23 protein-coding genes and 1 riboswitch are annotated in these 25,777 nt (G+C 62.7%); of the genes, 7 read left to right on the forward strand and 16 right to left on the reverse strand.

Annotated features, from left to right (window positions below; all coding sequences use genetic code 11):
• Positions 1-6 precede the first annotated feature (6 nt).
• The 7 genes from LXM55_RS18065 to LXM55_RS18095 all read right to left on the reverse strand — a co-directional run bounded on the left by LXM55_RS18065 (position 7) and on the right by LXM55_RS18095 (position 6,106).
• Positions 7-528 carry a retropepsin-like aspartic protease family protein gene (locus LXM55_RS18065; protein ID WP_233321599.1) on the reverse strand — a complete coding sequence of 174 codons (522 nt, stop codon included), beginning with the start codon at positions 526-528 and terminating at the stop codon, positions 7-9.
• Positions 525-1,508 carry an esterase-like activity of phytase family protein gene (locus LXM55_RS18070; RefSeq protein ID WP_233321600.1) on the reverse strand — a complete coding sequence of 328 codons (984 nt, stop codon included), beginning with the start codon at positions 1,506-1,508 and terminating at the stop codon, positions 525-527. The genes LXM55_RS18065 and LXM55_RS18070 overlap by 4 nt, the downstream gene beginning before the upstream one ends.
• On the reverse strand, positions 1,508-3,412 hold the full coding sequence (gene parE / locus LXM55_RS18075) for a DNA topoisomerase IV subunit B (RefSeq protein ID WP_233321601.1): 1,905 nt from the start codon (positions 3,410-3,412) through the stop codon (positions 1,508-1,510). The genes LXM55_RS18070 and parE overlap by 1 nt, the downstream gene beginning before the upstream one ends.
• Positions 3,413-3,454: 42 nt before the next feature.
• Complete coding sequence (locus LXM55_RS18080; RefSeq protein ID WP_233321602.1) at positions 3,455-4,063, reverse strand: YqiA/YcfP family alpha/beta fold hydrolase; 609 nt, start codon at positions 4,061-4,063, stop codon at positions 3,455-3,457.
• A 67-nt stretch (positions 4,064-4,130) separates the two neighbouring features.
• Positions 4,131-4,946: a 3',5'-cyclic-AMP phosphodiesterase gene (gene cpdA, locus LXM55_RS18085; RefSeq protein ID WP_233321603.1), complete on the reverse strand. Its 816-nt coding sequence runs from the start codon at positions 4,944-4,946 to the stop codon at positions 4,131-4,133.
• 99 nt (positions 4,947-5,045) lie between these two features.
• Positions 5,046-5,498 (reverse strand): DUF1249 domain-containing protein, encoded by a 453-nt coding sequence (locus tag LXM55_RS18090; RefSeq protein WP_011058915.1) that lies wholly within the window; start codon positions 5,496-5,498, stop codon positions 5,046-5,048.
• A complete protein-coding gene (locus LXM55_RS18095) occupies positions 5,489-6,106 on the reverse strand; it encodes an NUDIX domain-containing protein (RefSeq protein WP_233321604.1) in 618 nt (205 codons plus the stop codon). Before LXM55_RS18095 ends, LXM55_RS18090 begins: the two co-directional genes overlap by 10 nt.
• A 224-nt stretch (positions 6,107-6,330) precedes the next feature.
• Here LXM55_RS18095 and LXM55_RS18100 point away from each other — a divergent pair, with 224 nt between their 5' ends.
• Positions 6,331-7,077: an RsiV family protein gene (locus tag LXM55_RS18100; protein WP_233321605.1), complete on the forward strand. Its 747-nt coding sequence runs from the start codon at positions 6,331-6,333 to the stop codon at positions 7,075-7,077.
• Here LXM55_RS18100 and cytX read toward each other — a convergent pair.
• Positions 7,046-8,335 (reverse strand): putative hydroxymethylpyrimidine transporter CytX, encoded by a 1,290-nt coding sequence (gene cytX, locus LXM55_RS18105; protein WP_233321607.1) that lies wholly within the window; start codon positions 8,333-8,335, stop codon positions 7,046-7,048. The genes LXM55_RS18100 and cytX overlap by 32 nt on opposite strands.
• Before the next feature lie 100 nt (positions 8,336-8,435).
• A complete protein-coding gene (gene thiC, locus LXM55_RS18110) occupies positions 8,436-10,325 on the reverse strand; it encodes a phosphomethylpyrimidine synthase ThiC (RefSeq protein ID WP_233321609.1) in 1,890 nt (629 codons plus the stop codon).
• A gap of 163 nt (positions 10,326-10,488) precedes the next feature.
• A riboswitch (TPP riboswitch) is annotated at positions 10,489-10,593 on the reverse strand.
• A 196-nt stretch (positions 10,594-10,789) separates the two neighbouring features.
• On the opposite strand from thiC, the gene LXM55_RS18115 reads away from it, so the two are divergent.
• Entirely contained in the window at positions 10,790-12,220 is a 1,431-nt protein-coding gene (locus LXM55_RS18115; protein WP_233321610.1) for a TolC family outer membrane protein, read from the forward strand.
• A 99-nt stretch (positions 12,221-12,319) separates the two neighbouring features.
• On the opposite strand, the gene waaA is transcribed toward LXM55_RS18115, so the two are convergent.
• On the reverse strand, positions 12,320-13,600 hold the full coding sequence (waaA, locus tag LXM55_RS18120; RefSeq protein ID WP_233321611.1) for a lipid IV(A) 3-deoxy-D-manno-octulosonic acid transferase: 1,281 nt from the start codon (positions 13,598-13,600) through the stop codon (positions 12,320-12,322).
• A 22-nt stretch (positions 13,601-13,622) separates the two neighbouring features.
• Positions 13,623-14,507 carry a LysR family transcriptional regulator gene (locus LXM55_RS18125; protein WP_233321988.1) on the reverse strand — a complete coding sequence of 295 codons (885 nt, stop codon included), beginning with the start codon at positions 14,505-14,507 and terminating at the stop codon, positions 13,623-13,625.
• Between the two features lie 111 nt (positions 14,508-14,618).
• Here LXM55_RS18125 and LXM55_RS18130 point away from each other — a divergent pair, with 111 nt between their 5' ends.
• The 4 genes from LXM55_RS18130 (at position 14,619) to LXM55_RS18145 (ending at position 18,158) form a co-directional block, all read left to right on the forward strand.
• On the forward strand, positions 14,619-14,951 hold the full coding sequence (locus tag LXM55_RS18130; RefSeq protein WP_011058907.1) for a DMT family transporter: 333 nt from the start codon (positions 14,619-14,621) through the stop codon (positions 14,949-14,951).
• Between the two features lie 110 nt (positions 14,952-15,061).
• On the forward strand, positions 15,062-16,237 hold the full coding sequence (locus LXM55_RS18135; RefSeq protein WP_233321612.1) for an NAD(P)/FAD-dependent oxidoreductase: 1,176 nt from the start codon (positions 15,062-15,064) through the stop codon (positions 16,235-16,237).
• Positions 16,234-17,052 carry an aldo/keto reductase gene (locus LXM55_RS18140; protein ID WP_233321614.1) on the forward strand — a complete coding sequence of 273 codons (819 nt, stop codon included), beginning with the start codon at positions 16,234-16,236 and terminating at the stop codon, positions 17,050-17,052. Before LXM55_RS18135 ends, LXM55_RS18140 begins: the two co-directional genes overlap by 4 nt.
• A 134-nt stretch (positions 17,053-17,186) precedes the next feature.
• Positions 17,187-18,158 carry a metal ABC transporter ATPase gene (locus LXM55_RS18145; RefSeq protein WP_233321615.1) on the forward strand — a complete coding sequence of 324 codons (972 nt, stop codon included), beginning with the start codon at positions 17,187-17,189 and terminating at the stop codon, positions 18,156-18,158.
• 51 nt (positions 18,159-18,209) lie between these two features.
• On the opposite strand, the gene hldE is transcribed toward LXM55_RS18145, so the two are convergent.
• The 4 genes from hldE to msbA all read right to left on the reverse strand — a co-directional run bounded on the left by hldE (position 18,210) and on the right by msbA (position 23,050).
• Positions 18,210-19,643: a bifunctional D-glycero-beta-D-manno-heptose-7-phosphate kinase/D-glycero-beta-D-manno-heptose 1-phosphate adenylyltransferase HldE gene (gene hldE / locus LXM55_RS18150; RefSeq protein WP_233321616.1), complete on the reverse strand. Its 1,434-nt coding sequence runs from the start codon at positions 19,641-19,643 to the stop codon at positions 18,210-18,212.
• Between the two features lie 102 nt (positions 19,644-19,745).
• Positions 19,746-20,357 (reverse strand): adenylyl-sulfate kinase, encoded by a 612-nt coding sequence (cysC, locus tag LXM55_RS18155; protein WP_233321617.1) that lies wholly within the window; start codon positions 20,355-20,357, stop codon positions 19,746-19,748.
• On the reverse strand, positions 20,350-21,054 hold the full coding sequence (locus LXM55_RS18160) for a sulfotransferase family 2 domain-containing protein (protein WP_233321618.1): 705 nt from the start codon (positions 21,052-21,054) through the stop codon (positions 20,350-20,352). Before LXM55_RS18160 ends, cysC begins: the two co-directional genes overlap by 8 nt.
• Positions 21,055-21,244: 190 nt before the next feature.
• Complete coding sequence (msbA, locus tag LXM55_RS18165) at positions 21,245-23,050, reverse strand: lipid A export permease/ATP-binding protein MsbA (RefSeq protein ID WP_233321619.1); 1,806 nt, start codon at positions 23,048-23,050, stop codon at positions 21,245-21,247.
• Between the two features lie 156 nt (positions 23,051-23,206).
• Between msbA and LXM55_RS18170 the strand changes: the two genes are divergently transcribed.
• A complete protein-coding gene (locus LXM55_RS18170) occupies positions 23,207-25,069 on the forward strand; it encodes an O-antigen ligase family protein (RefSeq protein ID WP_233321621.1) in 1,863 nt (620 codons plus the stop codon).
• 81 nt (positions 25,070-25,150) lie between these two features.
• On the opposite strand, the gene LXM55_RS18175 is transcribed toward LXM55_RS18170, so the two are convergent.
• On the reverse strand, positions 25,151-25,771 hold the full coding sequence (locus tag LXM55_RS18175; protein ID WP_233321622.1) for a CatB-related O-acetyltransferase: 621 nt from the start codon (positions 25,769-25,771) through the stop codon (positions 25,151-25,153).
• Positions 25,772-25,777: the final 6 nt, after the last annotated feature.

A 25,777-nucleotide genomic window follows, 5' to 3' on the forward strand; every position in this document is an offset into this window, starting at 1 on the left:
CGGGCCTCATTGGTTCGTAGTCTGGCGCAGCAGCATGCTGCCGCCGCGCTGAGTAAATTCAAGTTTCTTCAAAGCGCTCATGCCCAGTAGAACCTGGTCGCCATCGAGCCCCGGGGCCACCAGAGCGGCCACATCGCGCAACACGATATCGCCCAGTTGCAGGAGTTCGATACGGGTTCGATACCCCTCGCTGCGGCCGTTGGCCGTGCTCAGGCTGACCGGAGCGCCCCGCTCCAGGCCCAGGCGCTCGGCCAGGTCCGCGGGCACCGAGACATCGGTGGCGCCGGTATCGAGCATGAATTGCACCGGCCGCCCGTTGATATGGCCGCTGGCGACGAAATGCCCCTGGCGATTGCCCGCCAACTGCACTTCGATGTAACCCTCATGTTGTTGCGAACTGACGACAGTGTTGGGGTTCTCCTGGCGCGCTTCCCAGTCGGCAAAGAACCGCGTGGCCAAAAACAGCGCCGCCGCCCAGGCCATGATCAGCATCACCCGCCCTGCACTCTTGCCCGGCTGCTGGCTCACGGTTTGGCACTCCAACCGCCTTCGGGAGCGGCAAAGCGCCAGACGATCGGTCGGGCCTCGCCATCGGCGCGGGCACCGTTGTTGTTGTCCAGGCCGATCCAGGCGCCCTTGGCATCCACCACCAGGGCTTCCGCCAACCCGTAGGGCTGTGGATAACGCCGGTGCGCCACCAGTGCTTCGCCAGCAAACGACCAGCACAGCTCGACCTTGGCGGTCAGAGCGTCCCGGCGACAGATCTGGTAGGCATTGCGCTCCAGGGTGAACAGCTTGCCGTCGAACAGCGCCAGGTCGGCAAAGTCCCGGGACACGGCCTTGGCGTTCGGCACCTGCTCAGGCTGCATTTCCAAACCTGCTTCGCTGAGCAGCACACACCGGCCATCGCAGTCCCAGGTGGTCTGGCCGCGCTTGATCAACAGCAACCCGCGTCGCTCGCGCTCCGCCGCCAACCAGATCCGGTCCCCGGCGGGGTTGACCGCCAGGCCCTCGAACAGGGCGTTGAAGTGCAGCAGCATGCCGCTCGCGCGGGCTTCGCGGACCATGATCGGGGAAATCTTCAACCAGGTCGGAGCCCCTTGCGCCGGAACCTGCAGCACCGCGGCGTGGGCTTCGCTGACCACATATTTGTTGCCGGCGGCGTCGCAGGAAATGCCTTCGAAGTCCAGGTCGCCACCGCGCACGAAAGACGCCGCCCAGGTCCGCGACTTCAGGCCCCAGGGCAAGCCGGTATCGGGTACCGATGGCACCTCGATCCTGATGGTCTCGGCCTGCCAGACGGTGTCACGGGTATCGAGTTTGTAGATCTGCTCGTCATCGCGGTCGGAGACGGTCCAGAGATCCTGACCACAGAGCGCCAACCCGGACAGATTGCCGCCGCGCATGCCTTCCACAGGATGCTCGGACAGCAATTTCAGTTCGGGCGCCGGCGCGGCCAGCACTGAAGTTGCCAATAGCGCCAGGGCCAGGGCAAGACCTCTGTGCATCAGGCCAGCACCTCGGCCAGGTTGCCCTTGGACTCCAGCCAGGACTTGCGATCACCGGCGCGTTTCTTCGCCAGCAGCATGTCCATGATTTCCGCGGTGGCCTCGACGTCGTCCAGGGTCAACTGCACCAGACGCCGGGTGTTCGGATCCATGGTGGTCTCGCGCAGTTGCGGCGGGTTCATTTCACCCAGCCCCTTGAATCGGGTGACCTGCGGTTTGCCGCGCTTCTTCTCGGCCACCAGGCGGTCGAGAATGCCGTCACGCTCGGCCTCGTCCAGGGCGTAGTAGATTTCCTTGCCCAGGTCGATGCGATACAACGGCGGCATGGCCACATAGACGTGGCCGGCGTCCACCAGCGGACGGAAATGCTGGACGAACAAGGCACACAACAAAGTGGCGATGTGCAGACCGTCGGAGTCGGCGTCGGCGAGGATGCAGATCTTGCCGTAGCGCAGCTGGCTCATGTCCTCGGCGCCCGGGTCGACACCGATGGCCACGGCGATGTTGTGCACCTCCTGGCTGGCCAGGACTTCGCTACCGTCCACTTCCCAGGTGTTGAGGATCTTGCCGCGCAACGGCAGGATCGCCTGGAATTCCTTGTCCCGCGCCTGCTTGGCCGAACCACCGGCGGAGTCACCCTCCACCAGGAACAGTTCGGAACGCATCGGGTCCTGGCCGGCGCAGTCGGCCAGCTTGCCGGGCAGTGCCGGGCCCTGGGTAATGCGCTTGCGCTCGACCTTCTTGCTGGCCTTCAGGCGGCGGCCGGCGTTGCTGATGGCCAGCTCCGCCAATTGCATGCCCAGTTCGGGGTTGGCGTTGAGCCACAGGCTGAACGCGTCCTTGACCACGCCGGAAACGAAAGCGGCCGCCTCACGGGACGACAGGCGCTCCTTGGTCTGGCCGGAGAACTGTGCGTCCTGCATCTTCATCGACAGGACAAAGGCGATGCGCTCCCAGACGTCTTCCGGGGCCAGCTTCAGGCCGCGTGGCAACAGGTTGCGGAACTCGCAGAACTCGCGCATCGCATCCAGCAGGCCCTGGCGCAGGCCATTGACGTGGGTACCGCCCTGAGCCGTGGGGATCAGGTTGACGTAGCTTTCCTGGACGCTGTCGCCGCCTTCGGGCAGCCACAGCAGGGCCCAGTCCACGGCTTCCTTGTTACCCGCCAGGCTGCCGCAGAACGGCTCGCTGGGCAGGCGTTCGAATTCGCTGACCGCGTCCACCAGGTAGGAGCGCAGGCCGTCTTCGTAATGCCACTCGACCTTTTCGCCGCTGGACTTGTCCTCGAAGCTCACCAGCAGCCCCGGGCACAGTACGGCCTTGGCCTTGAGCACGTGCTTGAGGCGGCTGACGGAAAATTTCGGTGAATCGAAGTATTTCGGATCCGGGGCAAAGTACACGCTGGTGCCGGTGTTGCGCTTGCCCACGCTGCCGACCACTTCCAGCTCGGTGGCCTTGTAGCCGTCGGCGAACGTCATCTGGTACTCGTTGCCGTCGCGCTTGACCCGCACCCGCACCTGGTTCGACAGGGCGTTGACCACGGAAATGCCCACCCCGTGCAGGCCGCCGGAGAACTGGTAGTTCTTGTTGGAAAACTTGCCGCCGGCATGGAGCTTGGTAAGGATCAGCTCGATCCCGGACACGCCCTCTTCCGGGTGGATGTCCACGGGCATGCCGCGGCCGTCGTCGGACACTTCCAGGGAATGGTCGGCGTGCAGGATGACCTGTATCGACTTCGCATGGCCGGCCAGGGCTTCGTCGACGCTGTTGTCGATGACTTCCTGGGCCAAATGGTTGGGCCGCGTGGTGTCGGTGTACATGCCCGGGCGTTTGCGCACCGGGTCGAGTCCCGAGAGGACTTCGATGGCGTCTGCGTTATAAGAGCTAGCGCTGGGAGTGGCCATGGGTTCTCGTCGTTAGTCGTTCAATGAATATGGGGCGAAAGCTCACAGTGCCGTGAAGTCGATCGCCTGGTACTGATCGGCAGTGATGCCGGCAAAATTCAACATCGCCGGCAATTGTCCGGTAAAACCTTGGAAACTATGATCGCCGCCGGCCTGGATGCGCAAGGCGCAGGCGCGGTAATAGCGTTCGGCGCTGCGATAGTCCAGCGTCTCGTCCCCGGTCTGCAACCACACCTGATACCGCTCCGGGTCCTGGGGAGGCGCGACTTCCAGCGCCGCCAGGGCCGCCACATGATCGTGGGTCAGCTCCCAGGTTTCATCGGTATACAGGTTCTTCTGCGTGCCCAGATAACCGTCGAACATCCGGTGCGGGCTGACCGCAGGGTTGATCAGCAGGGCTTTCAGACCATAGCGCTCGGCAAGGTGAGTCGCATAGTAGCCGCCGAGCGAGCTGCCGACCAGCAATGGACGACCGAGCTCGGCAATCGCCTGTTCCAGCTGGCCAATGGCCTGGCGCGGATGATGGTGCAGGGCCGGTACACGCAATTGCCCGGCCAGGCCGAGCTGCTCCATGACCTGCCTCAGCTGAGTGGCCTTGGTCGAAGCCGGAGCACTGTTGAAGCCGTGGATATAAAGGATCGAGCCGGACATGCGAACTCCCTGTGCACCTGGGCAAAAGCCGCAGTTTACAGGGATGACGGCGGGTAACGAAGCCGCTTCAGTAGCCGTTGCTGCCGTAGTCGAGGGTGAATGCGTAGCCCTCGACCCGCTGCACGCCGGTTTCCAACCGTCCATCGGGCAGCAACCGCAGCCAGCGGTAGCCCGGCGCCCGCTCCTCGACCTTGAAGTCGTCGCTCAAGGGCTCGAACTGGATGCAGGTTGAAGGTGAGGCCAACAGTCGCACCTCGCCACGCAGGCGGTCGATCTCCTGGTGGACATGGCCCCAGAGCACGGCGCGGACCTGTGGAAACGCATCGATCACGGCAAACAGTGCCTGGGCATTACGCAAGCCGATGGGCTCCATCCAGGCGCAGCCGATGGACACCGGGTGGTGATGCAGACAGATCAGGTGATGCCGTTCCGGCGCCTCGCTCAGCGAGCGGGTCAGCAGTTGCAGTTGGTCATCCTGCAGATAACCCGGTACCGACCCCGGCACCGCCGAGTCCAGCAGGGTGATACGCCAGTTGCCGATATCCACCACCGGGGCGAGCAGATCACTGCCACTCGCGGCCAGTTCCATGACCTGCGGTTCGTCATGATTGCCCGCTAGCCAGCGGGCTGGGGCGGCAATCTGCCGGGTCAACTGGCGAAAGCGCTGATAGGACTCCAGCGTACCGTCCTGGGACAGATCGCCGGTGGCCAGCATCAGGTCGATCCGCGGCTGCTGCGCCAGCACCAGGTCGATGACCCGTTGCAGGCTGTCGGCGGTGTTCATGCCCAACAGCGCGCCGTCCGGCTCGGCAAACAGATGGCTATCGGACAGTTGCACCAGCCATACGGAGTCGTCGGCAGTCAGTGCGGATACGCTTGGCACGGCGTTCTCCTGGAGCAAGGGCACAAAGCATGGTGAAGGCGGCAATTATGCTGGGGGAAGTGAAAAAGAGGAAACCTGGGAAGCGGACCCAGTTCACATCTAGCGCACGGCTTCGAACTCGTGACCACAGGCCAGGCAGTGACTCAGCCACTCCCCCAGAAAGACATTAAGCTGGGCCTTTTCATCCGGCTGGTGCATGAAGGCATTCGGATAGGGATAGATGCTGCGAAACCGTCGGGCATGTTCGGCGCTGATGACTTCCGCCATGCGCGCATCGTGATAGACCTGCACTTCCAGCTGCGGCACCGGCAGCCACGGCAGGCTGTGCTCCTGGCGCACCTGCAAGGTGGTGGTGTAGGGGCAAGCCAACACCACTTCCAGGGCCAGTACGCCGAGCATCTGGTCGCCCTGGGTCACGGCAATGCGCCGCGCCACAGGCTGGTTGCGCATGTCGGGCAACAGGCGCATCAGCCGGGCGTAGTTGGCCTCGCAGGAAGCTTGCAGCCCCGCGAGATCCACCCGGTAGCGGTCGCGTACCTTGTTTACGACCATAACCCCCTCACTTCGGCGCGATTGAGCGCCAGCCACTGCAAGGCAATGATGCTGGCGGCGTTGCAGATTCGCCCGTCACGCGTGGCCTGCAAGGCATCCTCGTAAGCCATCACGCACACCCGGATGTCCTCCGCCTCTTCCTCCAGCCCGTGCAGGCCACCGGCGGCGCTGCTGTCGCAACGCCCCAGGAACAGATGGACGAACTCGGTGCTGCCCCCTGGCGACGGGAAGTACTGGGTCATCGGCCACAGCGCCGAGATGCCCAGGCCAGCTTCCTCCTGCGCCTCACGACGCGCCACTTCTTCCGGCTGCTCGTCCTTGTCGATCAACCCGGCCACCAGCTCCACCAGCCAGGGCGTGCCAGCCTTGCTCATGGCGCCAACGCGGAACTGTTCGATCAGCACCACCTCATCGCGTTGCGGATCGTACGGCAGTACGCAGACCGCATCGTGACGGACCAGAACTTCACGATTGATTTCACGCCCCATGCCACCGGCGAACAGTTCATGACGCAGTTGCAGGCGATCAAGCCGGTAAAAACCCTGGAAGCAGTTCTCGCGCCGGATGATCTCGACGGCACTCGGCGTGGAGTGGGCAAAGTCAGTCATAACAATCCTCGTGTACAGCGTATTCGACCCGAGGATCCCCCTCGACTTCGCGCCATCCTAACGCGCTCGCGGCTGCCGATGCAGCCCCTTTACCCTCAGCGGGATAGACGGCGAGGGGCTAAACCTACTCTAATTGCCTCTATTGAGCTTAGTGGCGAACCGACTGCCTCGCAGACAGTCGAAGCCGGTAACTTTTGCCTCCCCCTGGTTTATGAAGGACGCCCATGTCGCTTGTCAAAATCGCCTCCGTGGCCTGTATCGCCCTGACCCTGGGCGCCTGCCAAAGCCTGTTTCAACCCAGCTACATGACCCCACTGGAAACCACCCGGGACAAATCCGAGCAACTCAAGCCCGGCTGCAGCGGCGCCGACTGCCCACTGGTCAACCTCGACATCGTGCACTTCCCCGCCGAGCCGAAACTGGATGCCATCGTTGAGAAACGCCTGCTGCAAATGACCCGCACCAGCCCCGACGCAGCACTGCCGGCCAGCCTGGCGGCCTACCGCGAGCAGTTCCTGCGCAGCGCGCCGGACCGCCACGGTATATACCTGCAATCCAAGGTACGCGAGCAGCATGACGGCCTGGTGATCATCGAACTGGCCAGCTACCTGGACACCGGCGCCGCCAACGGCACCCCGGGCCGCGGCTTCGTCAACTATTCACGCCAGCAGCACCAGGCCCTGAACCTGGCGGACATGCTGCTGCCGGGCCAGGAAGAGATGTTCTGGAAAGCCGCGCGGGTCGCCCACAACAACTGGCTGATCAGCACCCACCTGGATCGCGAGGCGGAGTTCGTGAAGACCTGGCCCTTCCAGAAGACCCAGAACGTGGCGCTGACCCGCAACGCCGTGACCCTCAAGTACGACGTCACCACCATCGCGCCGCAGGTTTTGGGCCACGTCGAGCTGCAGATCCCCTACGACCGCCTCAAGGGCGTACTCAAGCCCGAGCTGTTTCCTGGCGGTAACTGAACGCCCGGCCCAACAGCCATTGCAGCAACCCTGCCAGCACCAGTGACGGCAGGGTTGCACCAATATCCGGGTACAGATTGGCCAGCAGATGATAGGTGCTCACCCCACCCAGCCAGGCCAGCAGCGCCGGCCAGCGCAAGGCTGACACCGAGTTCTGCCCCAAGCGCCGACGCAGGATGAAGTGATCCACCAGCACCACGCCAAACAGCGGCGCGAATACCGAGCCGATCAACAGCAGGAAGTTCTGGTACTGAGCCAACGGCGCCAGGCAGGCGATCAGGGTGCAGAGCACGCCAATGGCCAGCGCCAGGTGCTCGACCTTCAGGCGCAGCAGAATGCCACTAGAGACCGCCGCAGAGTGGATATCAGCAAAGGCGTTCTCCGACTCGTCCAGCAGGATCAGCAGCAGCGGAATCCCCAACCCGGCCCCCGCCAGCGCCAACAGCAAGGCATTCACCTCACCGCTTGGGGCGAAAGCCAGGGTGTAGGCGACGCCCAGGCTCATCAGCCAGAAATTGCCGATGAAAAAACCCAGGGCCGTACCGCCGAACACGCTCTTGGCGCGCCGGCCGAAACGCGAGTAGTCAGCGATCAGCGGCAACCACGACAAGGGCATGGCGATGGCGATGTCGAAGCCCACGGCGAACGGCATGGAACCGTCGCCGGCCTGGGCCCAGAGCGCCGCCAGGTCGGCCCGGGCAAACAGGTTCCAGGTCAGCCACAGGCACGCCGCCAGCAATAGCCAGATGCCCCACTTGCGCAGGATCTGACGGACGAAGGTCAAGGGCCCACTGACCGCCAGCAAGGTGGCCAGGGCACCGAAAAACAGGGTCCAGAGCAACGGGCTGGCCAGCAGGCTGCCCTCACTGAAGGCCCGGGAGCCCAAAAGGCTCGCAGCATCGCGCATGACGATGATTTCAAACGAGCCCCAGCCCACCAGTTGCAGCAGGTTCAGCAGTGCCGGCAGGCTCGCGCCACGCCGGCCCAGGCTGAGCTTGAGTGCGGCCATGGACGACAGGCCGGTATCGCTGCCGATCACCCCCACCGCCGCCAGCAGCAGCACACCGACCGCGGTGCCGAGCAGGATCGCCAGCAACGAATGGGCCAGCCCCAGGCCCGGCGCCAGCAGGGCACCGGTCTGCAGCACCATCAGGCCGATGCCCAGGGAAAACCACAGGGAAAACAGATCGCGGGCGCCAAACACGCGCTTGTCGGCCGGCACCGCGAGATCGGGAGAATAGGTACTTGGACTGTTCAAGGGATATATCTCAAAAAGAACAGGAACAAGCTGCAAGCCTCACGCATCAAGAAAAAGCACTTCGGCCTTTGCTTTCCACTTGCAGCTTGCAGCTCGTGGCTTAGACCTTCTTGTACAGCTGGCTGCCTTCCTGCTTGAAGCGCTCGGCCTGTTCCGCCAGCCCCTTGGCGACGTCCACGTCCACCGTTTCGATGCGCTGGTTGGCCGCGTATTCGCGAACTTCCTGGGTGATCTTCATCGAGCAGAACTTCGGCCCGCACATGGAGCAGAAATGCGCGACCTTGGCCGAATCCTTGGGCAGGGTTTCGTCGTGGTACGAACGCGCGGTATCCGGGTCCAGGCCGAGGTTGAACTGGTCTTCCCAGCGGAATTCGAAACGCGCCTTGGACAGGGCGTTGTCGCGGATCTGCGCACCGGGATGCCCCTTGGCCAGGTCGGCGGCGTGAGCGGCGATCTTGTAGGTGATGATCCCGGTCTTCACGTCATCCTTGTTCGGCAGGCCCAGGTGCTCCTTGGGCGTGACGTAGCAGAGCATGGCGCAACCGAACCAGCCGATCATCGCCGCGCCGATACCGCTGGTGATGTGGTCGTAGCCGGGAGCGATGTCGGTGGTCAGCGGGCCCAGGGTGTAGAACGGCGCCTCGTCGCAGCACTCCAGCTGCTTGTCCATGTTCTCCTTGATCAACTGCATCGGTACGTGGCCCGGGCCCTCGATCATGCACTGTACGTCGTGCTTCCAGGCGATCTTGGTCAGCTCGCCGAGGGTTTCCAGTTCACCGAACTGGGCTTCGTCGTTGGCGTCGGCGATCGACCCCGGACGCAGGCCATCTCCCAGGGAGAAGCTGACGTCGTAGGCCTTCATGATTTCGCAGATTTCGTCGAAGTGGGTGTAGAGGAAATTCTCCTTGTGGTGCGCCAGGCACCACTTGGCCATGATCGAACCGCCACGGGACACGATGCCAGTCACTCGCTTGGCGGTCAGCGGCACATAGCGCAGCAGCACCCCGGCGTGAATGGTGAAGTAGTCCACGCCCTGCTCGGCCTGCTCGATCAGGGTGTCGCGGAACAGCTCCCAGGTCAGGTCCTCGGCCACCCCGTTGACCTTTTCCAGGGCCTGGTAGATCGGCACGGTGCCGATCGGCACCGGCGAGTTGCGAATGATCCACTCGCGGGTTTCATGGATGTGCTTGCCAGTGGACAGGTCCATCACCGTGTCCGAGCCCCAGCGAATGCCCCAGGTCAGTTTCGCCACTTCTTCTTCGATGGAGGAACCCAAGGCGCTGTTGCCGATGTTGCCGTTGATCTTCACCAGGAAGTTGCGGCCGATGATCATCGGCTCCAGTTCAACGTGGTTGATGTTGGCCGGAATGATCGCGCGGCCGCGGGCGATTTCCTCGCGCACGAACTCGGGGGTGATTTCCTTGGGGATGCTGGCGCCGAAGCTGTGGCCGGCGTGTTGCTGGTTCAGCAGGCCGGCGGCGCGGGCTTCCTGCAACTTCATGTTTTCGCGGATGGCGACGTATTCCATCTCGGCGGTGATGATGCCTTTACGGGCGTAGTGCATCTGGCTGACGTTGGCCCCGGCCTTGGCCCGGCGCGGGTTGTTGACGTGGGCGAAGCGCAGCTTGGTCAGCTCCGGGTCCGCCAGGCGCTGCTGGCCGAAATTGGAACTCAGGCCGGGCAGGCGCTCGGTGTCGCCACGGTCTTCGATCCAGGCCGAACGCACATCGCCCAGGCCCTTGCGCACATCGATCACCACGTTCGGGTCGGTGTAGGGGCCGGAGGTGTCGTACACGGTCACCGGGGCATTGATCTCGCCACCGAAATCGGTGGGGGTCACGTCCAGGGTAATTTCGCGCATGGGCACGCGGATGTCCGGGCGCGAACCCTGGACATAGATTTTTTGCGAGCGGGTAAAGGGCTGCACCGATTGTTGGTCGACTTGGGCCGACTCACTGAGGTTGCTAGCGTTTTTTAGTTTTGTCGTCATCACGGGCTCTCCAGACAGCATCCAGGCAGTGGATTGTTGTCGGAGCGAACCTGTAACGGATGGACGCACCCTGACTAGGCAACTAGTGAGTGCAGTGCTTGGTACTCGAGGGGTGTTCGATTGTCGAACAACATCCCGGACGAAGCACAAGAGGACTCGCCGGGTGACGAGAAATCTTGTTCCCTACGCAGGCGCTAACCTGATCAGGTTCAACGGGATCCGGATTATCCGATCTCAGCCTCATAGCAAGGCACCCCGACAAGAACCGGGCCAGTCTAGACAAAGCCGCAGCAGAACGCCAACCCCCGTACGATCAGCATGATGAATGGCGTAATTGCAGGATTGTTGCCACCCCCCAGCGCATCTACACTCGTTGCCCTGTGTCTAACCTTGACGCTCTGTGGGTCGCGCCTTAGCCTTGGCGCCGGGATTATCTCCGTAATATCAACTCTAGGGATCGCCGAATGCTGCGCAAACTCTCACTGGCTGTTGCCGTGTCTTGTGCGTCCAATGGAATGGCCTGGGCAGCAGAAGCGCCTTTGACCACCAAGACCGATCTGGTCAGCGTCTACCAGGAAGCGGTGGACAACAATGCCGATCTGGCCGCTGCGCGCGCCCAGTACGGCGCCCAGAAAGAAGTCGTGCCCCAGGCCCGCGCCGGCCTGCTGCCGAACCTCTCGGCGGGGGCGAACATCAACAATACCCGCACCCAGTTCGATGAGCCCTCCATGGCCTCGACCCGCAGCGGCAACGTCTACCAGGCGACCCTGGCCCAGCCGCTGTTTCGCGCCGATCGCTGGTTCCAGTTGCAGGCCGCCAAGGACATCAACGAGCAGGCGTCGCTGCAACTCTCGGCCACCGAACAGAACATGATTCTGCAAAGCGCGGAGAACTACTTCGCGGTGTTGCGCGCCCAGGACAACCTGGCCTCGACCAAGGCCGAGGAAGCCGCCTTCAAGCGTCAGCTGGATCAAGCCAACGAGCGCTTCGACGTGGGCCTGTCGGACAAGACCGACGTGCTGCAATCCCAGGCCAGCTACGACACCGCCCGAGCCAACCGGATCCTCGCCCAGCGCCAGGTGGATGATGCCTTCGAAGCCCTGATTACCCTGACCAACCGCGACTACAACTCGATCCAGGGCATCGTCCATACCCTGCCGGTGCTGGCGCCGACACCCAACGATGCCAAGGCTTGGGTCGACACCGCGGCCAAGCAGAACCTCAACCTGCTGGCCAGCAACTACGCCGTCAGCGCCGCCGAGGAAACCCTCAAGCAGCGCAAGGCCGGACACGCGCCGACCCTCGACGCCGTGGCGCAATACAAGAAAGGCGACAACGACGCCCTGGGGTTCAGCAACCCCAACCCGCTGACGCGCTACGGCAGCGATGTCGAACAGCGCTCCATCGGCCTGCAACTGAGCATCCCGATCTACAGCGGCGGCCTGACCAGCTCCCAGGTTCGCGAGTCCTATTCGCGCCTGAGCCAGACCGAACAGCAGCGTGAGTCGCTGCGCCGCCAGGTGGTGGAAAACACCCGCAACCTGCACCGCGCGGTGAACACCGATGTCGAACAGGTCCAGGCCCGACGCCAGTCGATCATCTCCAACCAGAGCGCAGTGGAAGCCACGGAGATCGGCTATCAGGTCGGCACGCGCAACATCGTCGACGTGCTCGACGCCCAGCGCCAGCTCTACAACTCAGTGCGCAACTACAACAACAGCCGCTACGACTACATCCTCGACAACCTGCGCCTGAAACAGGCCGCCGGCACCCTGAACCCGGGGGACTTGCAGGACCTGTCGCGCTATCTCAAGGCCGACTACAACCCGGACCGCGACTTCCTGCCGCCGGACCTGGCCAAGGCCGCGCAAGAGCAGCTCAAGGCTCGCCCCTGAAGGTCGCGAGCATGAAAAAGGCCACCTGTGCGGGTGGCCTTTTTTTTGCGGCCGCTACGCAGCTGAACGCAGCCTGCGGCAGCGGCTACAGACAGACGATCACTGCCTGTTCAAGAGACGATCAAGGCCATCCAGCAACCGCTGCAAGGCCCCCTGGTTGGCCTTGAGCACCTTGAGCCCGGCCTCGGCCATCTTCTGTGCATCCCGAGGCAACTCGAACAGGCGCTGCACCGCTACCGCAAGGCCTTCGGCATCGTCCACTTCCTGCAAGGCACCGGCTTCGCGCAGCATCGCGGCGATTTCCAGGAAGTTGAACAGGTGCGGCCCGCTGATCACCGGCTTGGCCAGCGCCGCCGGCTCCAGCAGGTTGTGCCCGCCATTGGCGACCAGGCTGCCGCCGACAAAAGCGCTGTCGGCCAGGGCGTAGAGGAACAGCAACTCGCCCATGGTGTCCCCCAACAGCACCGAAGTCGTGGCGCTCACTGGCTCCCCGGAAGACCGGCGAACCGTCGCAAACCCCTGTTGCTGGCACAACTCGAACACCGAATTGAAGCGCTCCGGGTGCCGTGGCACCAGGATCAGCAAGGCATTCGGGTAACTGGCCAGCAGTTGCCGATGAGCATCGAGCACCACCGCATCCTCGCCCTCATGGGTACTGGCGGCGATCCACACCGGGCGCTCCATGGCCTGCCATTGCTGGCGCAGCTCGGCAGCCCGTTGCAGCAATTGAGGGTCGATGCTCAGGTCGAACTTGATCGAACCGGTCACCTGCACCGTTTCCGGACGGGCCCCCAGCCGGAGAAAACGCTGGGCTTCGGCGTCGGTCTGCACCGCAAACAGACTCATCTGCCCGAGCATCGGCGCGGTCAGGCCGGCAAAGCGTGCATAACCCTTGGCCGAACGCTCGGACAAACGGGCATTGGCCAGCGCCAGCGGAATCCCGCGCCGGGCGCACTGGTCTATGTGGTTGGGCCACAGCTCGGTTTCCATGATCACCGCCAGCTTGGGCTGCACGCGGTCGAGAAACCGCGCGGCGGCGCAAGGCAGGTCGTAGGGCAGGTAGCAATGCTGGACTCGCGGCTCGTTGGCGAACAGCGCCTGAATACGCTCGGAGCCCGTCGGGGTCATGCAGGTCACGGTGATCGGCAACTGTGGATAACGCGCCAACAGGGCCCGAATCATCGGCGCGGCAGCGATGCTCTCGCCGACCGAGACCGCGTGCACCCAGATGCCGCCAGCCTGCATGGCCGGCAGGCCCAGGGAGAAACGCTCGCCGATGCGCTTGGCATAAGCCGGGGCCTTGCGCGAACGCAACCACAGGCGAATCGCTACCAACGGCAGCCCCAGGTAAAACAGTGCGGTATACAGAGTTCTATTCATGGCGGCGGAGTTTATCGGTTTTTTAGCCGATCGCCTTCAGGTGCACGGCAAAACGTTCCGCCAGCCAGCGCGCCGCCGGCCCCAGGGGTTCGTCGCGGCGCCAGACCAGCTCCACCACCAGGGCCGGCGGCGTCCATTCGCTGGCCAGCTCCACCATCTGGTTCTGGTACGCCGGGTACTGCACCACATGCCGTGGCAGCCAGGCCCAACCCAGCCCGCGCATCAGCCATTCGGCCATCACATAAAAGCTGTCCGCCCGCCAGACCTGGGGGCTGACCTGCTCGCCACCGGGATAACCACTGAGTTGCGGTGCGATCAGCAACTGCCGGTGCCGGGCCAGCAGTTGGCGGTTGACCCGTTTCTCATGGGCCAGCGGATGCCCCACCGCACAGACGGTGACCATCTCGACGCTGCCCAAGGCCTGGCGTTCCAGGGTTTCCGGCATGTGCTCATGGTGAAACAGCAATCCCAGGTCGGCTCGACGCTCCACCAGTTTGCGCGCCACATCGCCCTGGGCGCCGCTGGCCAACTGCACTTCCAGGCTGGGAAAGTGATCCGCCAGGGCTTCCAGGCTGTCGAGCACCGGCTGAAAGGGCATCGCTTCGTCCTGGGCCAGGCGCAACCGGGCTTCCTGGCCGCGCATCAAGGCCAGCGCCCGGCCGTTGAGACGGTCGCACTGACGCAGGATCTCCCGCGCTTCCTGCAACAAGGCACTGCCGGCTTCCGTGAGCTTGGGCTGACGACCACTGCTGCGCTCGAACAAGCTGACTCCAAGATCCTCTTCCAGCAGGGCAATGGCACTGCTGATGGCGGACTGAGCCTTGCGCTGCTGGCGGGCCACCGCAGAAAACGAACGCAACTCGGCGACACTGACAAACAGTCGCAACTGCTCGAGATTCCACTGCATGTTCATGAGGCAACCTATCTTGTTATCAGATAGGTAATGACTTTACCCCATCTGAACAACCTCTAGAATGCCGACCTCAGAAAAGCAGTCCCAGACACGAGGAACCCTCCCATGAACGCTTACTACTACCTGGCTATCGCCATCTGCGCGGAAGTGATTGCCACTGTTTCAATGAAAGCGGTCAAGGGCCTGAGTACGCCGCTGCCCCTGGCACTGATCATCGTCGGCTATGGCGTGGCTTTCTGGATGCTGACCCTGGTGGTACGCACCGTCCCGGTGGGTGTGGCCTACGCGGTATGGGCCGGCATGGGCATCGTCATGGTCAGCATCGCCGCGCTGTTCCTCTACGGCCAGAAACTCGACATCCCGGCGATGCTCGGCATGGCGCTGATCGTCCTCGGCGTGGTGGTGATCCAGTTGTTCTCGAAAACCGCCGGGCATTAAAAAGCAGCCCCAAGCGACCAGCTTCAAGCGGCAAGAGTACGCGCCATGCTTGCAGCTTGAAGCTTGAGGCTGGAAACTTGCGGCTTCGTTTTGTTTACCGAGGTCGCTGCATGCCATCCGCTATTTCCACCGATGTGCTGATTGTCGGCGCAGGCGTCGCCGGTCTCTGGCTCAACGCCCGCCTGCGGCGCCAGGGTTTTGCCACTGTGCTGGTGGAAAGCGCCAGCCTCGGCGGCGGACAGAGCGTGAAATCCCAGGGCATCATCCACGGCGGCGCCAAGTACGCCCTGCATGGCGCCCTCACCGGTGCCTCGGAAGCCATTGCCGACATGCCCCGGCGCTGGCGCGAAGCCCTGGCCGGCACCGGCGAGCTGGACCTGTCCGGCGTGCGCCTGCTGTCCGATGCTCACTACCTCTGGTCTCCTGGCACCCTGGCCGGCAACCTCACCAGCTTTTTCGCCAGCAAGGCCGTGCGTGGCCGGGTCGATCAGGTCAAGGGCGAACAACTGCCCCCGGCCCTGCAAGACAGGCGCTTCAAAGGCAAGGTCTATCGTCTGGCCGAACTGGTGGTGGATGTGCCAAGCGTCATCCAGCGCCTGGCCGACCTGGGCGGCGACAGCCTGCTGGCCGGGCAGAAGATCGAACCGCTGCTGGAAAATGATCGGCTGGTGGGCCTGCGGGTCGATGGACGCGAGATTCGCGCGCAACGCATCGTCCTCAGCGCCGGTGCCGGCAATGCCGACCTGCTCCAGGCGGTCGGCCTGAGCCAGCCGGCCATGCAGCGACGCCCGCTGCACATGGTGCTGGTCAAGGGGCCAAGCCTGAAACCGCTGTACGCCCATTGCCTGGGCGGCGGCCCCAAACCCCGAGTCACCGTCACCACCCACCCGGCCGCCGACGGCCAATGGGTCTGGTACCTGGGCGGCGACCTCGCCGAGGCCGAAGGCGTGGCCCGGGAACCGGCGGCACAGATCGCTGCGGCCCAGAAGGAGCTGGGGCAGCTGCTACCCTGGGTCGACCTGAGCCAAGCGCAATGGGCCACCTTGCGAGTGGATCGGGCAGAACCTGCACAGTCAGGCCTGACTCGCCCGGACAACGCCTTCCTCGCCGAACAGGATCGCCTGCTGGTGGGCTGGCCGACCAAGCTGGCCCTGGCGCCGGACTTCGCCGACCGGGTCCTGGCGGCCCTGGAGCGCGATGGCATTCGCCCCGGCCACAGCCAAGCCCTCCCCGACCTGCCCAAACCGCCGCTTGCGCAACCGGCCTGGGAGCAGCTGCTGCCATGAGCCAAGCAACCCTGCACGACCTGCATCGCCCCTTCGGCAGCACCGGGCTGCTGGTTTCCCCCCTGGGCCTGGGCACGGTCAAGCTGGGCCGTGACCAGGGCGTGAAATACCCCAACGGCTTCCAGATCCCCGACGACCAGGAAGCACGCATGCTGCTCAAGCTGACCCGCGACCTGGGCATCAACCTGATCGACACCGCTCCCGCCTACGGCCGCAGTGAAGAGCGCCTGGGCCCGCTGCTGCGCGGCCAGCGCCAGGAATGGGTGATCGTCAGCAAGGTCGGCGAGGAGTTTGCCAACGGCGTGTCCCGCCACGACTTCAGCGCTGCCCACACTCGACTGTCCGTGGAACGCAGCCTGCAACGCCTGGAAACCGACTTCATCGACCTGGTGCTGGTGCATTCCGACGGCAACGACTTGGTAATCCTTGAGCAGTGCGAGGTCTACCAGACCCTGGCGCAGCTCAAGCAGGAGGGCAAGATCCGCGGCTTCGGCTTCTCCGGCAAGACCGTCGATGGTGGTTTGAAGGCATTGGAGCAAGGCGATTGCGCCATGGTTACCTACAATCTGAACGAACAGGCCGAGCGTGCGGTCATTGATTATGCCGCCGCCCAGCACAAGGGCATCCTGGTGAAAAAGGCCCTGGCCAGCGGCCACGTCTGCCTGAGCCCGGGCACCGATCCGGTGCGGGCCAGCTTCGAATTGCTGTTTGACCGGCCCGGTGTCGCCAGTGCTATTGTCGGGACCATCAATCCGCTGCACCTGGCCCATAACGTGGCGACCGTGGCACAGGTGCTAGGGTCTGTTCGCGTTTAGTGACAGGCCGCGACGGGGGCCCCGTCTCTTCGGGTTGCGTGCCAAACGGCGCGGCTCGTCACCAAACAGGAACAGCCCCTAGGCCAGAACTGATGCCGCCAACGCGGCCGACCCCGACGCAAGAAGGAGCCGAAATGTCGCGACCGCTGATTAGAAAGAACCCCAGCAACTTCAAGACCCTGCCCCTGTTCGTCGAAGCGACTCCCGAAGGCTTGTGCTACCAGAGCGTCGGGATGCCGCTGAACTTCGCCCAGACCTTGCAGCGCCGGCGCGCAGTGACGGTGGCCGATAACCAGCGCTTTGCCCTGGAACTGGCCAACCTCGGGGTTTCGGTGCGCCTGACCCTGCACTGGCAGAACCGCGACTACTGGGTGCTGGTACGCCAGCGCCGCCAGGATCGCGGCGACGTGGTGCTCAAGCTGATCTCCGGTTATGTCCCGGCCCACGAGCTCAACCTGCCGCTGCATACCGCGATCCAGGAAATTGCCGAGGAATGCCTGCTGGAAACCCCCGAAGGCTGGCTCAGCGGGCGTTTCAACGACACCTGGCTGCCCGCGCCCTATGCAGGCGCCCTGCACTACCGCGAGGCCCTGCCCTTTCGCCTGACGCCGCTGTCCGGAGCGGCGCTGCCAGTCCGTTGCGCCAACCTGCAATTGCTCGAACGCCCCCAGGCCTATGTGCACCTGCCCACGGCGTCGCTGCAGCTGATCTACGACCTGCGCCTGGACGTGCCCAAGGAAGCCAAGTCCCTGAGCCTGTTCCACGTCGATGAACGCCTGGAGGGCGACCAACTGGTGGCCCGGCTGGACCGCAAGCGCCCGGACCTGTACCTGATGCCCCTGGAGAACGGCGAACCTTGCGCCGAGCTCTACACCCTGAAGAAGGACCAGTTGTACCCGGCGAGTACCCGTGGCCTGTACCTGGCAGAAAGCTTCGCCCAACAAGCAGGCTGGGTGGTGAGCGATGAGCGAATTCGCTGGAAGGACTGGCTCAGGCAGCGCGGCCTGAACGAAGCGGGAAAGGATTCGAAACTGTCGCGCCTGACCGGCAAGGCCCGGCAGATCCTGCGCAAGATCGTCCCCGGCAAGGCTGGACGCCAGAATTGAGGCCAAAAAAAGGCGCCTGCAACAGGCGCCTTCTTGGCAGACTCAGGGCCGTTACTCGGCCTTGTCAGTCTTGCGGATCTTCTCGACGATGGCCGTGGTCGAGCTGTTTTCCACCAACCCCAGCACCTTCACGGTGCCGCCATAAGCACTGACGATATCGGCGCCCACCACTTGGTCGATGGAATAATCACCGCCTTTCACCAGCACATCCGGCCGTACCTGGGCCAAGAGGTTTTCCGGAGTCCCCTCGGGGAAGCTGATCACCCAGTCCACCGCCCCCAGCCCCGCCAGCACCGCCATGCGCCGATCAACGCTGTTGATCGGACGGCCAGGGCCCTTGAGACGGCTGACCGAAGCGTCATCGTTGATCGCCACGATCAACCGGTCGCCCTGGGCGCGCGCCTGCTCCAGATAGGTCACATGCCCGGCGTGGAGGATGTCGAAGCAGCCATTGGTGAAGACGATCTTCTCGTTGTGTGCCCGCGCATCATCGATGGCCAGCAGCAACTGATCGAGGCTCAGCACCCCGCGCTCGGAGCCTTCCTCACGCTGGATCGCCCGACGCAGCTCGGGGGCACTGATGGCCGCGGTCCCCAGCTTGCCGACCACGATACCGGCCGCCAGATTGGCCAGGCCCACCGCGTGGGGCAGCTCTTCACCGGCGGCAATGGCGGCTGCCAGGGTCGAGATCACCGTATCCCCGGCCCCCGTAACGTCGAACACTTCCCGGGCACGGGCCGGCAGGTGCATGGCCGGATGCTCAGGACGCAACAAGGTCATGCCGTGCTCGCCACGGGTCACCAGCAGCGCCCCGAGCTCCAGGTCATGCATCAGCTTGGCGCCCTTGCTCACCAGTTCGTGCTCATCGGCACAACCGCCGACGATGGTTTCGAACTCGCTGAGGTTCGGCGTGATCAGGCTGGCGCCACGGTAAATGGAAAAGTCCTTGCCCTTGGGGTCGGCCAGTACCGGAATACCCCGGGCCCGCGCGGCGGCGATCAACGCCTGGTGATTGCGCAGCGCGCCCTTGCCGTAGTCGGACAGCACCAGCACCTTGATCCCGTCGAGCAGAGCATCGACCTCGGCCGCCAGGGCCAGGGCGTCGGTCGCGAAAGGCTCTTCGAAATCGATACGCAGCAGTTGCTGGTGGCGGCTCATGACCCGCAACTTGACGATGGTCGGCTGATGCTTGATGCGCTGGAACAAAGCGCGCACGCCTGCGCCTTGCAGGCTGTTAGCCAGACTGTCGGCGGCTTCATCGTCACCGGTCACCCCCACCAGAGAGGCCGGTGCGCCGAGCGCGGCGATGTTCAAAGCAACGTTGGCGGCACCGCCCGGGCGGTCCTCGATTTGCTCGACCTTGACCACCGGCACCGGCGCCTCAGGGGAAATCCGTGAGGTACCACCATGCCAGTAACGGTCGAGCATGACATCGCCGACCACCAAGACGGGGGCTTGATCGAATCGCGGCATGGACAACTTCATGGAGCATCCCACATACAAAATGAACAGGGGCGCGATATTAACACAGGGTTGGCACCGCCTAGTTCTATGCCTTGAGTGGGGCCGACGAAGAATTCTCGTCCCTTATTTGTGAGGCAGTAGCTGCAGCAGTCGGCGGATCGCCTCAGGCAATGCCACGGTCGCCGTGTCGATCTCGCAATCAGCCTGCAACGGCGCTTCATAGGGGCTGTCGAGCCCGGTGAAGTCCTTGATCTGCCCTGCCAGTGCCGCCTGGTACAGGCCTTTCGGGTCACGCTGGGCACAGGTGTCGAAAGGAGTGCTGACATACACCTCGATAAACTCTCCCGGGCCGAACAGGCTACGGGCGGCATCGCGCTCGGCGCGAAACGGCGAGATCGCCGACACTATCACCAGCAGGCCGGCGTCCACCATCAGGCGTGCGACCTCGGCCATGCGGCGGATATTTTCCTTGCGCGCCTCGGCCCCCATCCCCAGGTCACTGCACAAGCCACTGCGAACATTGTCGCCGTCAAGGACGAAGGTGTGCATCCCCAATTCGTTGAGGCGCAACTCCAACACATTGGCCAGGGTCGACTTGCCTGCTCCCGACAACCCGGTCAACCACAGGCAACAGGGGCGCTGCTGCTTGAGAGCAGCCCGCGCCTCGATGGGCAGCGACAGGCTGTAGGGACGGATTTGCGGTCGATCCAGAGCTACGCAGGCAAGCTTATTCATAACCGAGCATCTCGTAGTCACGTTGATAGACACGGCGCACCAGGCGCCGGGTGCGTACTGAACAGATATCCCTGACGGGCGTACTGTGGCGTTGCTGGGTGCTATTGACATGAGGCAGTTGCGCCTCGACCTCCAACTGCTCACACAGCAATTGGAAGTCGCGTCGCAGATGCTCCTGATAGCCCAGGAAGTCCAGGGACAAGCGCCCAAGAGAATCGATAAGGAAATCGCTCTGGGCGGCAAAGTGCATCTGCTTGTGGATAGTTTCCGGGTGCAACCAGCGACAGATAAAGTCATCAAAGTCGCGGTAGTGCGTGACCAGTTGCTGAGCCGCCTGGTCCCGTCGCCCCAGGCGATTGCCACGCAGGAAGGCGTAGGCCGAGTAGGCACGCTCCAGAGGATCACGAACGAAGGCAAATTTGAAACTGCTGGAAAAAGCCTGGGGAAACTGCTGCTCGTACCAGTACAACGGCAAGTGCCCCGGCATCCAGCCATCGAATAGTGCCGAACAGATACTGCTGCCCGCGCATTTCGGGACATGGATGAACAGGCAGGAGCGTCGAGCGAAGGCATCCGGGAAGCGCACATTGGCCGACATGGATTTGTTCACCACCTGACGATCCACGACAGACAGTCGCCCAAGCAGGAAATTACGCTGGGTCTTGGGTAATAACTTCCACACAAAGCGTTGCAACATTCCACTACCCACGCGAGAAGGATGGCCCTCTCGATCTGTTCAAAGACTCAGATGGGAACCATAACAAGCGGGAAAGGTAGAATTATTTAGCCTTGGTCAAGACTGTAAGAAGGGCGACACAAATGGTGTCAAGGTGCCTGGTGCCCCCTAAAGACTCCGGGAAGCGAGCAGGCTCGCTTCCCGGAGAACGTCAGGCAATGCCGCTGGGCGCAGGCTCCTCCAATCCCATGGCATGCAGCCGCGAGTAGTAGCCATTCTGCGCCAGCAGCTCGGCATGAGTGCCGCGCTCGACAATCCGCCCTTGGTCCATGACCAGGATCAGGTCGGCCTTCTCGATGGTCGACAGACGGTGGGCGATCACCAGGGTAGTGCGGCCCTTCATGACCTTGTCCAGTGCGGCCTGGATATGCCGCTCGGACTCGGTATCGAGGGCCGAGGTGGCTTCGTCGAGAATCAACAGTGGGGCGTTCTTCAGCAAGGCGCGGGCAATTGCCAGGCGCTGGCGTTGGCCGCCAGACAGCAGTACGCCGTTCTCCCCGACCTGGGTATCCAGGCCTTCGGGCAACTGGGCAATGAAGTCCATGGCATAGGCGTCGGCGGCAGCTTTTTCAATGTCCGCGCGCGGCGCCCCGGCCAGGTCACCGTAGGCGATGTTATTGGCCACGGTGTCACTGAACAGGGTGACGTGCTGGGTAACCTGAGCGATATGCCGACGCAGGTTCAGCAGACGGAACTCTTCGATCTCGGTGCCATCGAGGAGAATCTGGCCCTTGTCGTGGTGATAGAACCGCGGAATCAGGTTAGCCAACGTCGACTTGCCACTGCCGGAACGCCCTACCAACGCCACCATCTTCCCGGGTTCAACACTGAAACTGATGTCGTCGAGCACCTGACGCTCGGTTCCCGGATAAGTGAAGCTCAGATTGCGCACCTCCAGATGGCCGCTGATGCTGGCACGCTCGACAGTGCCGCGATCGACTTCAGGCTCGACGTCGAGTTGCTCGAAGATACTCTCCGCACCGGCAACTCCCTTCTGGATCGTCGAACTGACTTCCGACAATTGGCGAATCGGCTTGGGCAACAGACCAGCCATTGTAATGTAAGCCACCATCTCACCGGCCGATGCATCGCCGCGCAGATACAGCACCAGGAACATCAACACCGCCATGGCGCTATAGATCACCAGTTGCAACAGCGGAGTGTAGATCGCACCGGTGCGGGTCATACGCAGTTGCTTGTCGGTATTACCCTGGCTCGCCGCGAGAAAGCGCTGCTGCTCATAGATCTCGCCGCCAAAGCTGCGAACCACGCGATAGCCCTGGATGGTTTCCGAGGCAACGTGGGTCACGTCGCCCATGGCCACCTGGATCTTCTTGCTCTGCTTGCGGAATTTCTTGCTGGCGGTGCGGACCATCAGGGCGATCAGCGGCAAGATGGCGATCATCACCAGAGTCAGGCGCCAGTTCATCCACAACAGAGAGGCGAACAGGAAGATCACGGTCATGCCTTCGCGGATCACCACCTTGATCGCGTCCGTCGCCGCCCCCGTGACCATGGTCACGTTGAAGGTGATGCGCGAGATCAAGTGTCCGGAGTTGTGCTTGTCGAAGTAGCGGTTGGGCAGGGTCAGCAGGTTGTTGAACAGTTGCACCCGCAAGTCATGCACCAGCCCCAAGGACACCTTGGCTAGAAAGTAGTTGCCCAGGTAGGAGCCCAGGCCTTGCCAGGCGGCGATCAGAACGATCAGCAGCGGCACCGCTTGCAGCAACTGCATGTCACGCAGATAAGGCACACCGGGAAACAGCACGGCCTGGGGATTGGACAGGCCGTCGACGAAATACTTGAGGATGTAGCCAAGCATTGGCTGGGTCGAAGCGAAGATCAGAAACCCGACGATGCTGATGAGAAACAGACCAATATATGGCCGCACATAGCCGAGCAGACGGAAGTAGATTTTCAAGCTCGAGGGGCTTGCGCCGGGACTGGAGTCGGTCATATCACGCGAATGTCGTCAAAAAGGAGGCTGACTTTAGCACAGCTTGTTCGCGGTACTGGCACTGCCGTGGGCCCGAGAATGTTCAGCTGACCAACGACACCGTCAGGTATTAGTCGTTATGATTGCCAGCTTAACTTCTGGGATGAACGTCTAAGCATGCAACCCAATGCTCTTCACAACACGGCCAATCGAGTATTCGATTTCATTTGCCTGTGGATTCTGCCGATCGGCTATCTACTGCTTCTCAGTGCATTGTTCTTCATGCCAGGACGCAGCGGGTTGCACAAGTTGTACTACGGGCTGTTCAGCATCCCGGCGCTGGTCGCTCTGTGTATACGCCCTAGCGAGCTCAAAGGTCTGTTACGCGAACCTATCTTCGTCGCTATGCTGCTGTTCTGCACTTGGGCCATTGTCAGCCTGGCCTGGAGCCCGCCGGTCGACAGTGTGCTGGGTGAAATCAAAACGCCCCTGCACACTCTGATGTTGTTTGTCGGCTGCACACTAATGGCCCGCTACCGCGGCGAGGTGCTAAAGCCGCTGCTCTTCTGCGCCGCGATCGTTGCCCTAGTCGCCTCGATATTCAACCTGTACGTCTTCATTCGCTACCACACCCCTGAACTGCGCATGGTGGGTGCCGGAGCCTTTGACAACCCATTGCTAAGCTCACATGTCTTCGGCTTCTTCTGTGTCTACTGGCTGTGCCTGTGCATGAACTGCCGTCGTTACCAGATGCTCTGGCTTAGCATTCCAGCACTGCTCATCATGATCGCTGCGTTGATTGCGACGGGCTCCAGGACGCCTTTGGTGGCACTGACCCTTGCAGCACTGTGGCTGAGTTTCATTAGCTGGAACCGACGTTCACTAATGCTGCTTGGCGGCATGCTGGCAGGCGGCACAGCTGTCATTGCACTGTTCTCGCAAATGCTTCTGGAACGGGGCAGCTCTTCACGTTTCGACCTCTGGCGCCTGGCCCTCGAGCAGATTGCCAACCATCCCTGGATTGGCCACGGCTATAACGCCAGCCTGTCACTGGACCCAGGCATCGGTTTCCTTCTACAGGAACCCCATAACTTCGCTCTTGGCGTTCTCTACTACGTCGGCATCTTCGGCCTGCTGCCATGGCTGTTCATGCAGGCCTGGGCCCTCTTCAAGAGCTGGCAATTGCGTGCCGAGCCGCTGCTGATCCTGGCATCGACCTGGCTGATGTTCGGCATCGGCGCTGGGCTGACCGAAGGCGGCGGGATTCTCTCTCGTCCAAAGGAGCACTGGTTCCTGCTGTGGATCCCACTGGCCTTGATCGCAGCCCTGTGCATCAGCCAACGAGCCCGACGCTCACCCAGCCATCCGGTCAAGTCACTCGCAGCGGTCGACGCGGAAAAACTGATGGCCAATGCTCAAGTCATTGAAGCCGACGGCTTGGGCCCCAAGGTTCTGCGCCTTGAAGACGGCAGTTTTTTCAAGCTGTTCCGCCCTCGTCGCTGGTACACCTCCGGCGGGTTCTATCCCTACTCCGAACGGTTTGCCGCCAATAGCGAGCAATTGCGCACACTGGACATCAGCACCCCTGACATCCTCGGCCTGTATCGCCTTGCCGACGGCAGCAACGCCGTGCGCTACCAGCCCCTGCCCGGCCAGACCATGCGCCAGCGCCTGCAATTCGCAGGTGCTGCCGACGATCGCGCCAAGCTGATCAAGCGCTTTGGTACCTTCATGGCCAAGTTGCATGAGCAGGGTGTGTACTTTCGCTCACTGCACCTGGCCAATGTGCTGGTACTGGAGAATGGCGAGTTCGGGCTGATTGATCTTGCCGATCTACGGGTCTATCCCTCCTCGCTGAGGAAGTCCCTGCGCCAGCGCAATTTGCGCCACATGCAGCGCTATGCCGAAGATTGTGGCTGGCTGTTTCAGGAGCACCTGGATGCACTAAGGGCGGGGTATGCGCTGCCCACCTCAATGCCTCAGGCCACCAGCCTGTTGAAGCCGCTGACAGCGAACGACAAGCACCAAGCAGCGCTCTGACCCCTGCGCCCGCACTTGCTCCATGACAGCTGGACACGGCGTGTCATGGGGCAAGGCCAGAAGGAATGGAACAGCAACAGGTCAAGCAGAACGTTGCCGGGCGTAGGTTAGGAAACCTTCGATATCATCGCTGCAGAGCTTGTCGGCCAAGCCGTGCAACTCAGCCTCCGGCCAGTCCCACCAAGCACTCTGCAAGAGCTGTTGGCGCTGCTCTTCGGTAAAACGCCAGCGTAGAAAGCGCGCCGGATTGCCACCCACCACCGCATAAGGTTCTACGTCCTTGGTGACCAGCGCTCCCGCCGCGACAATCGCGCCATGGCCAACGGTTACACCGGACAACAGCGTGCAGTTGGAACACAGCCACACATCATTCCCCACCCGAACATCACCGTTGGTCCCGGCATAACCTGTGATGTGCGCGGCCTGGGGCAACATGGCCGGGAACGGATAGGTGGTCACCCAATCCGCGCGGTGATGGCCTCCAAGGAAAATCTGCACCCCTTCGGCAATCGAGCAATACGCCCCAATGCTCAGGGTCGAACCTTCTTGCCAGTCATGCACCTCGGGCAAGCCATAACTGCCGCGGCCGATGCTGTAGCCTGGGTAACGCTGCTGGAAACGCACCACGCCACGCTCGATCTTCGGCAGCTTGCGAACCGCCCGCTTGGCGCGTTTTTCAAGATAGCGCTGAATCCAACCCATGGTCCG

Source organism: Pseudomonas sp. Au-Pse12 (assembly GCF_021341665.1).
GTDB lineage: Bacteria > Pseudomonadota > Gammaproteobacteria > Pseudomonadales > Pseudomonadaceae > Aquipseudomonas.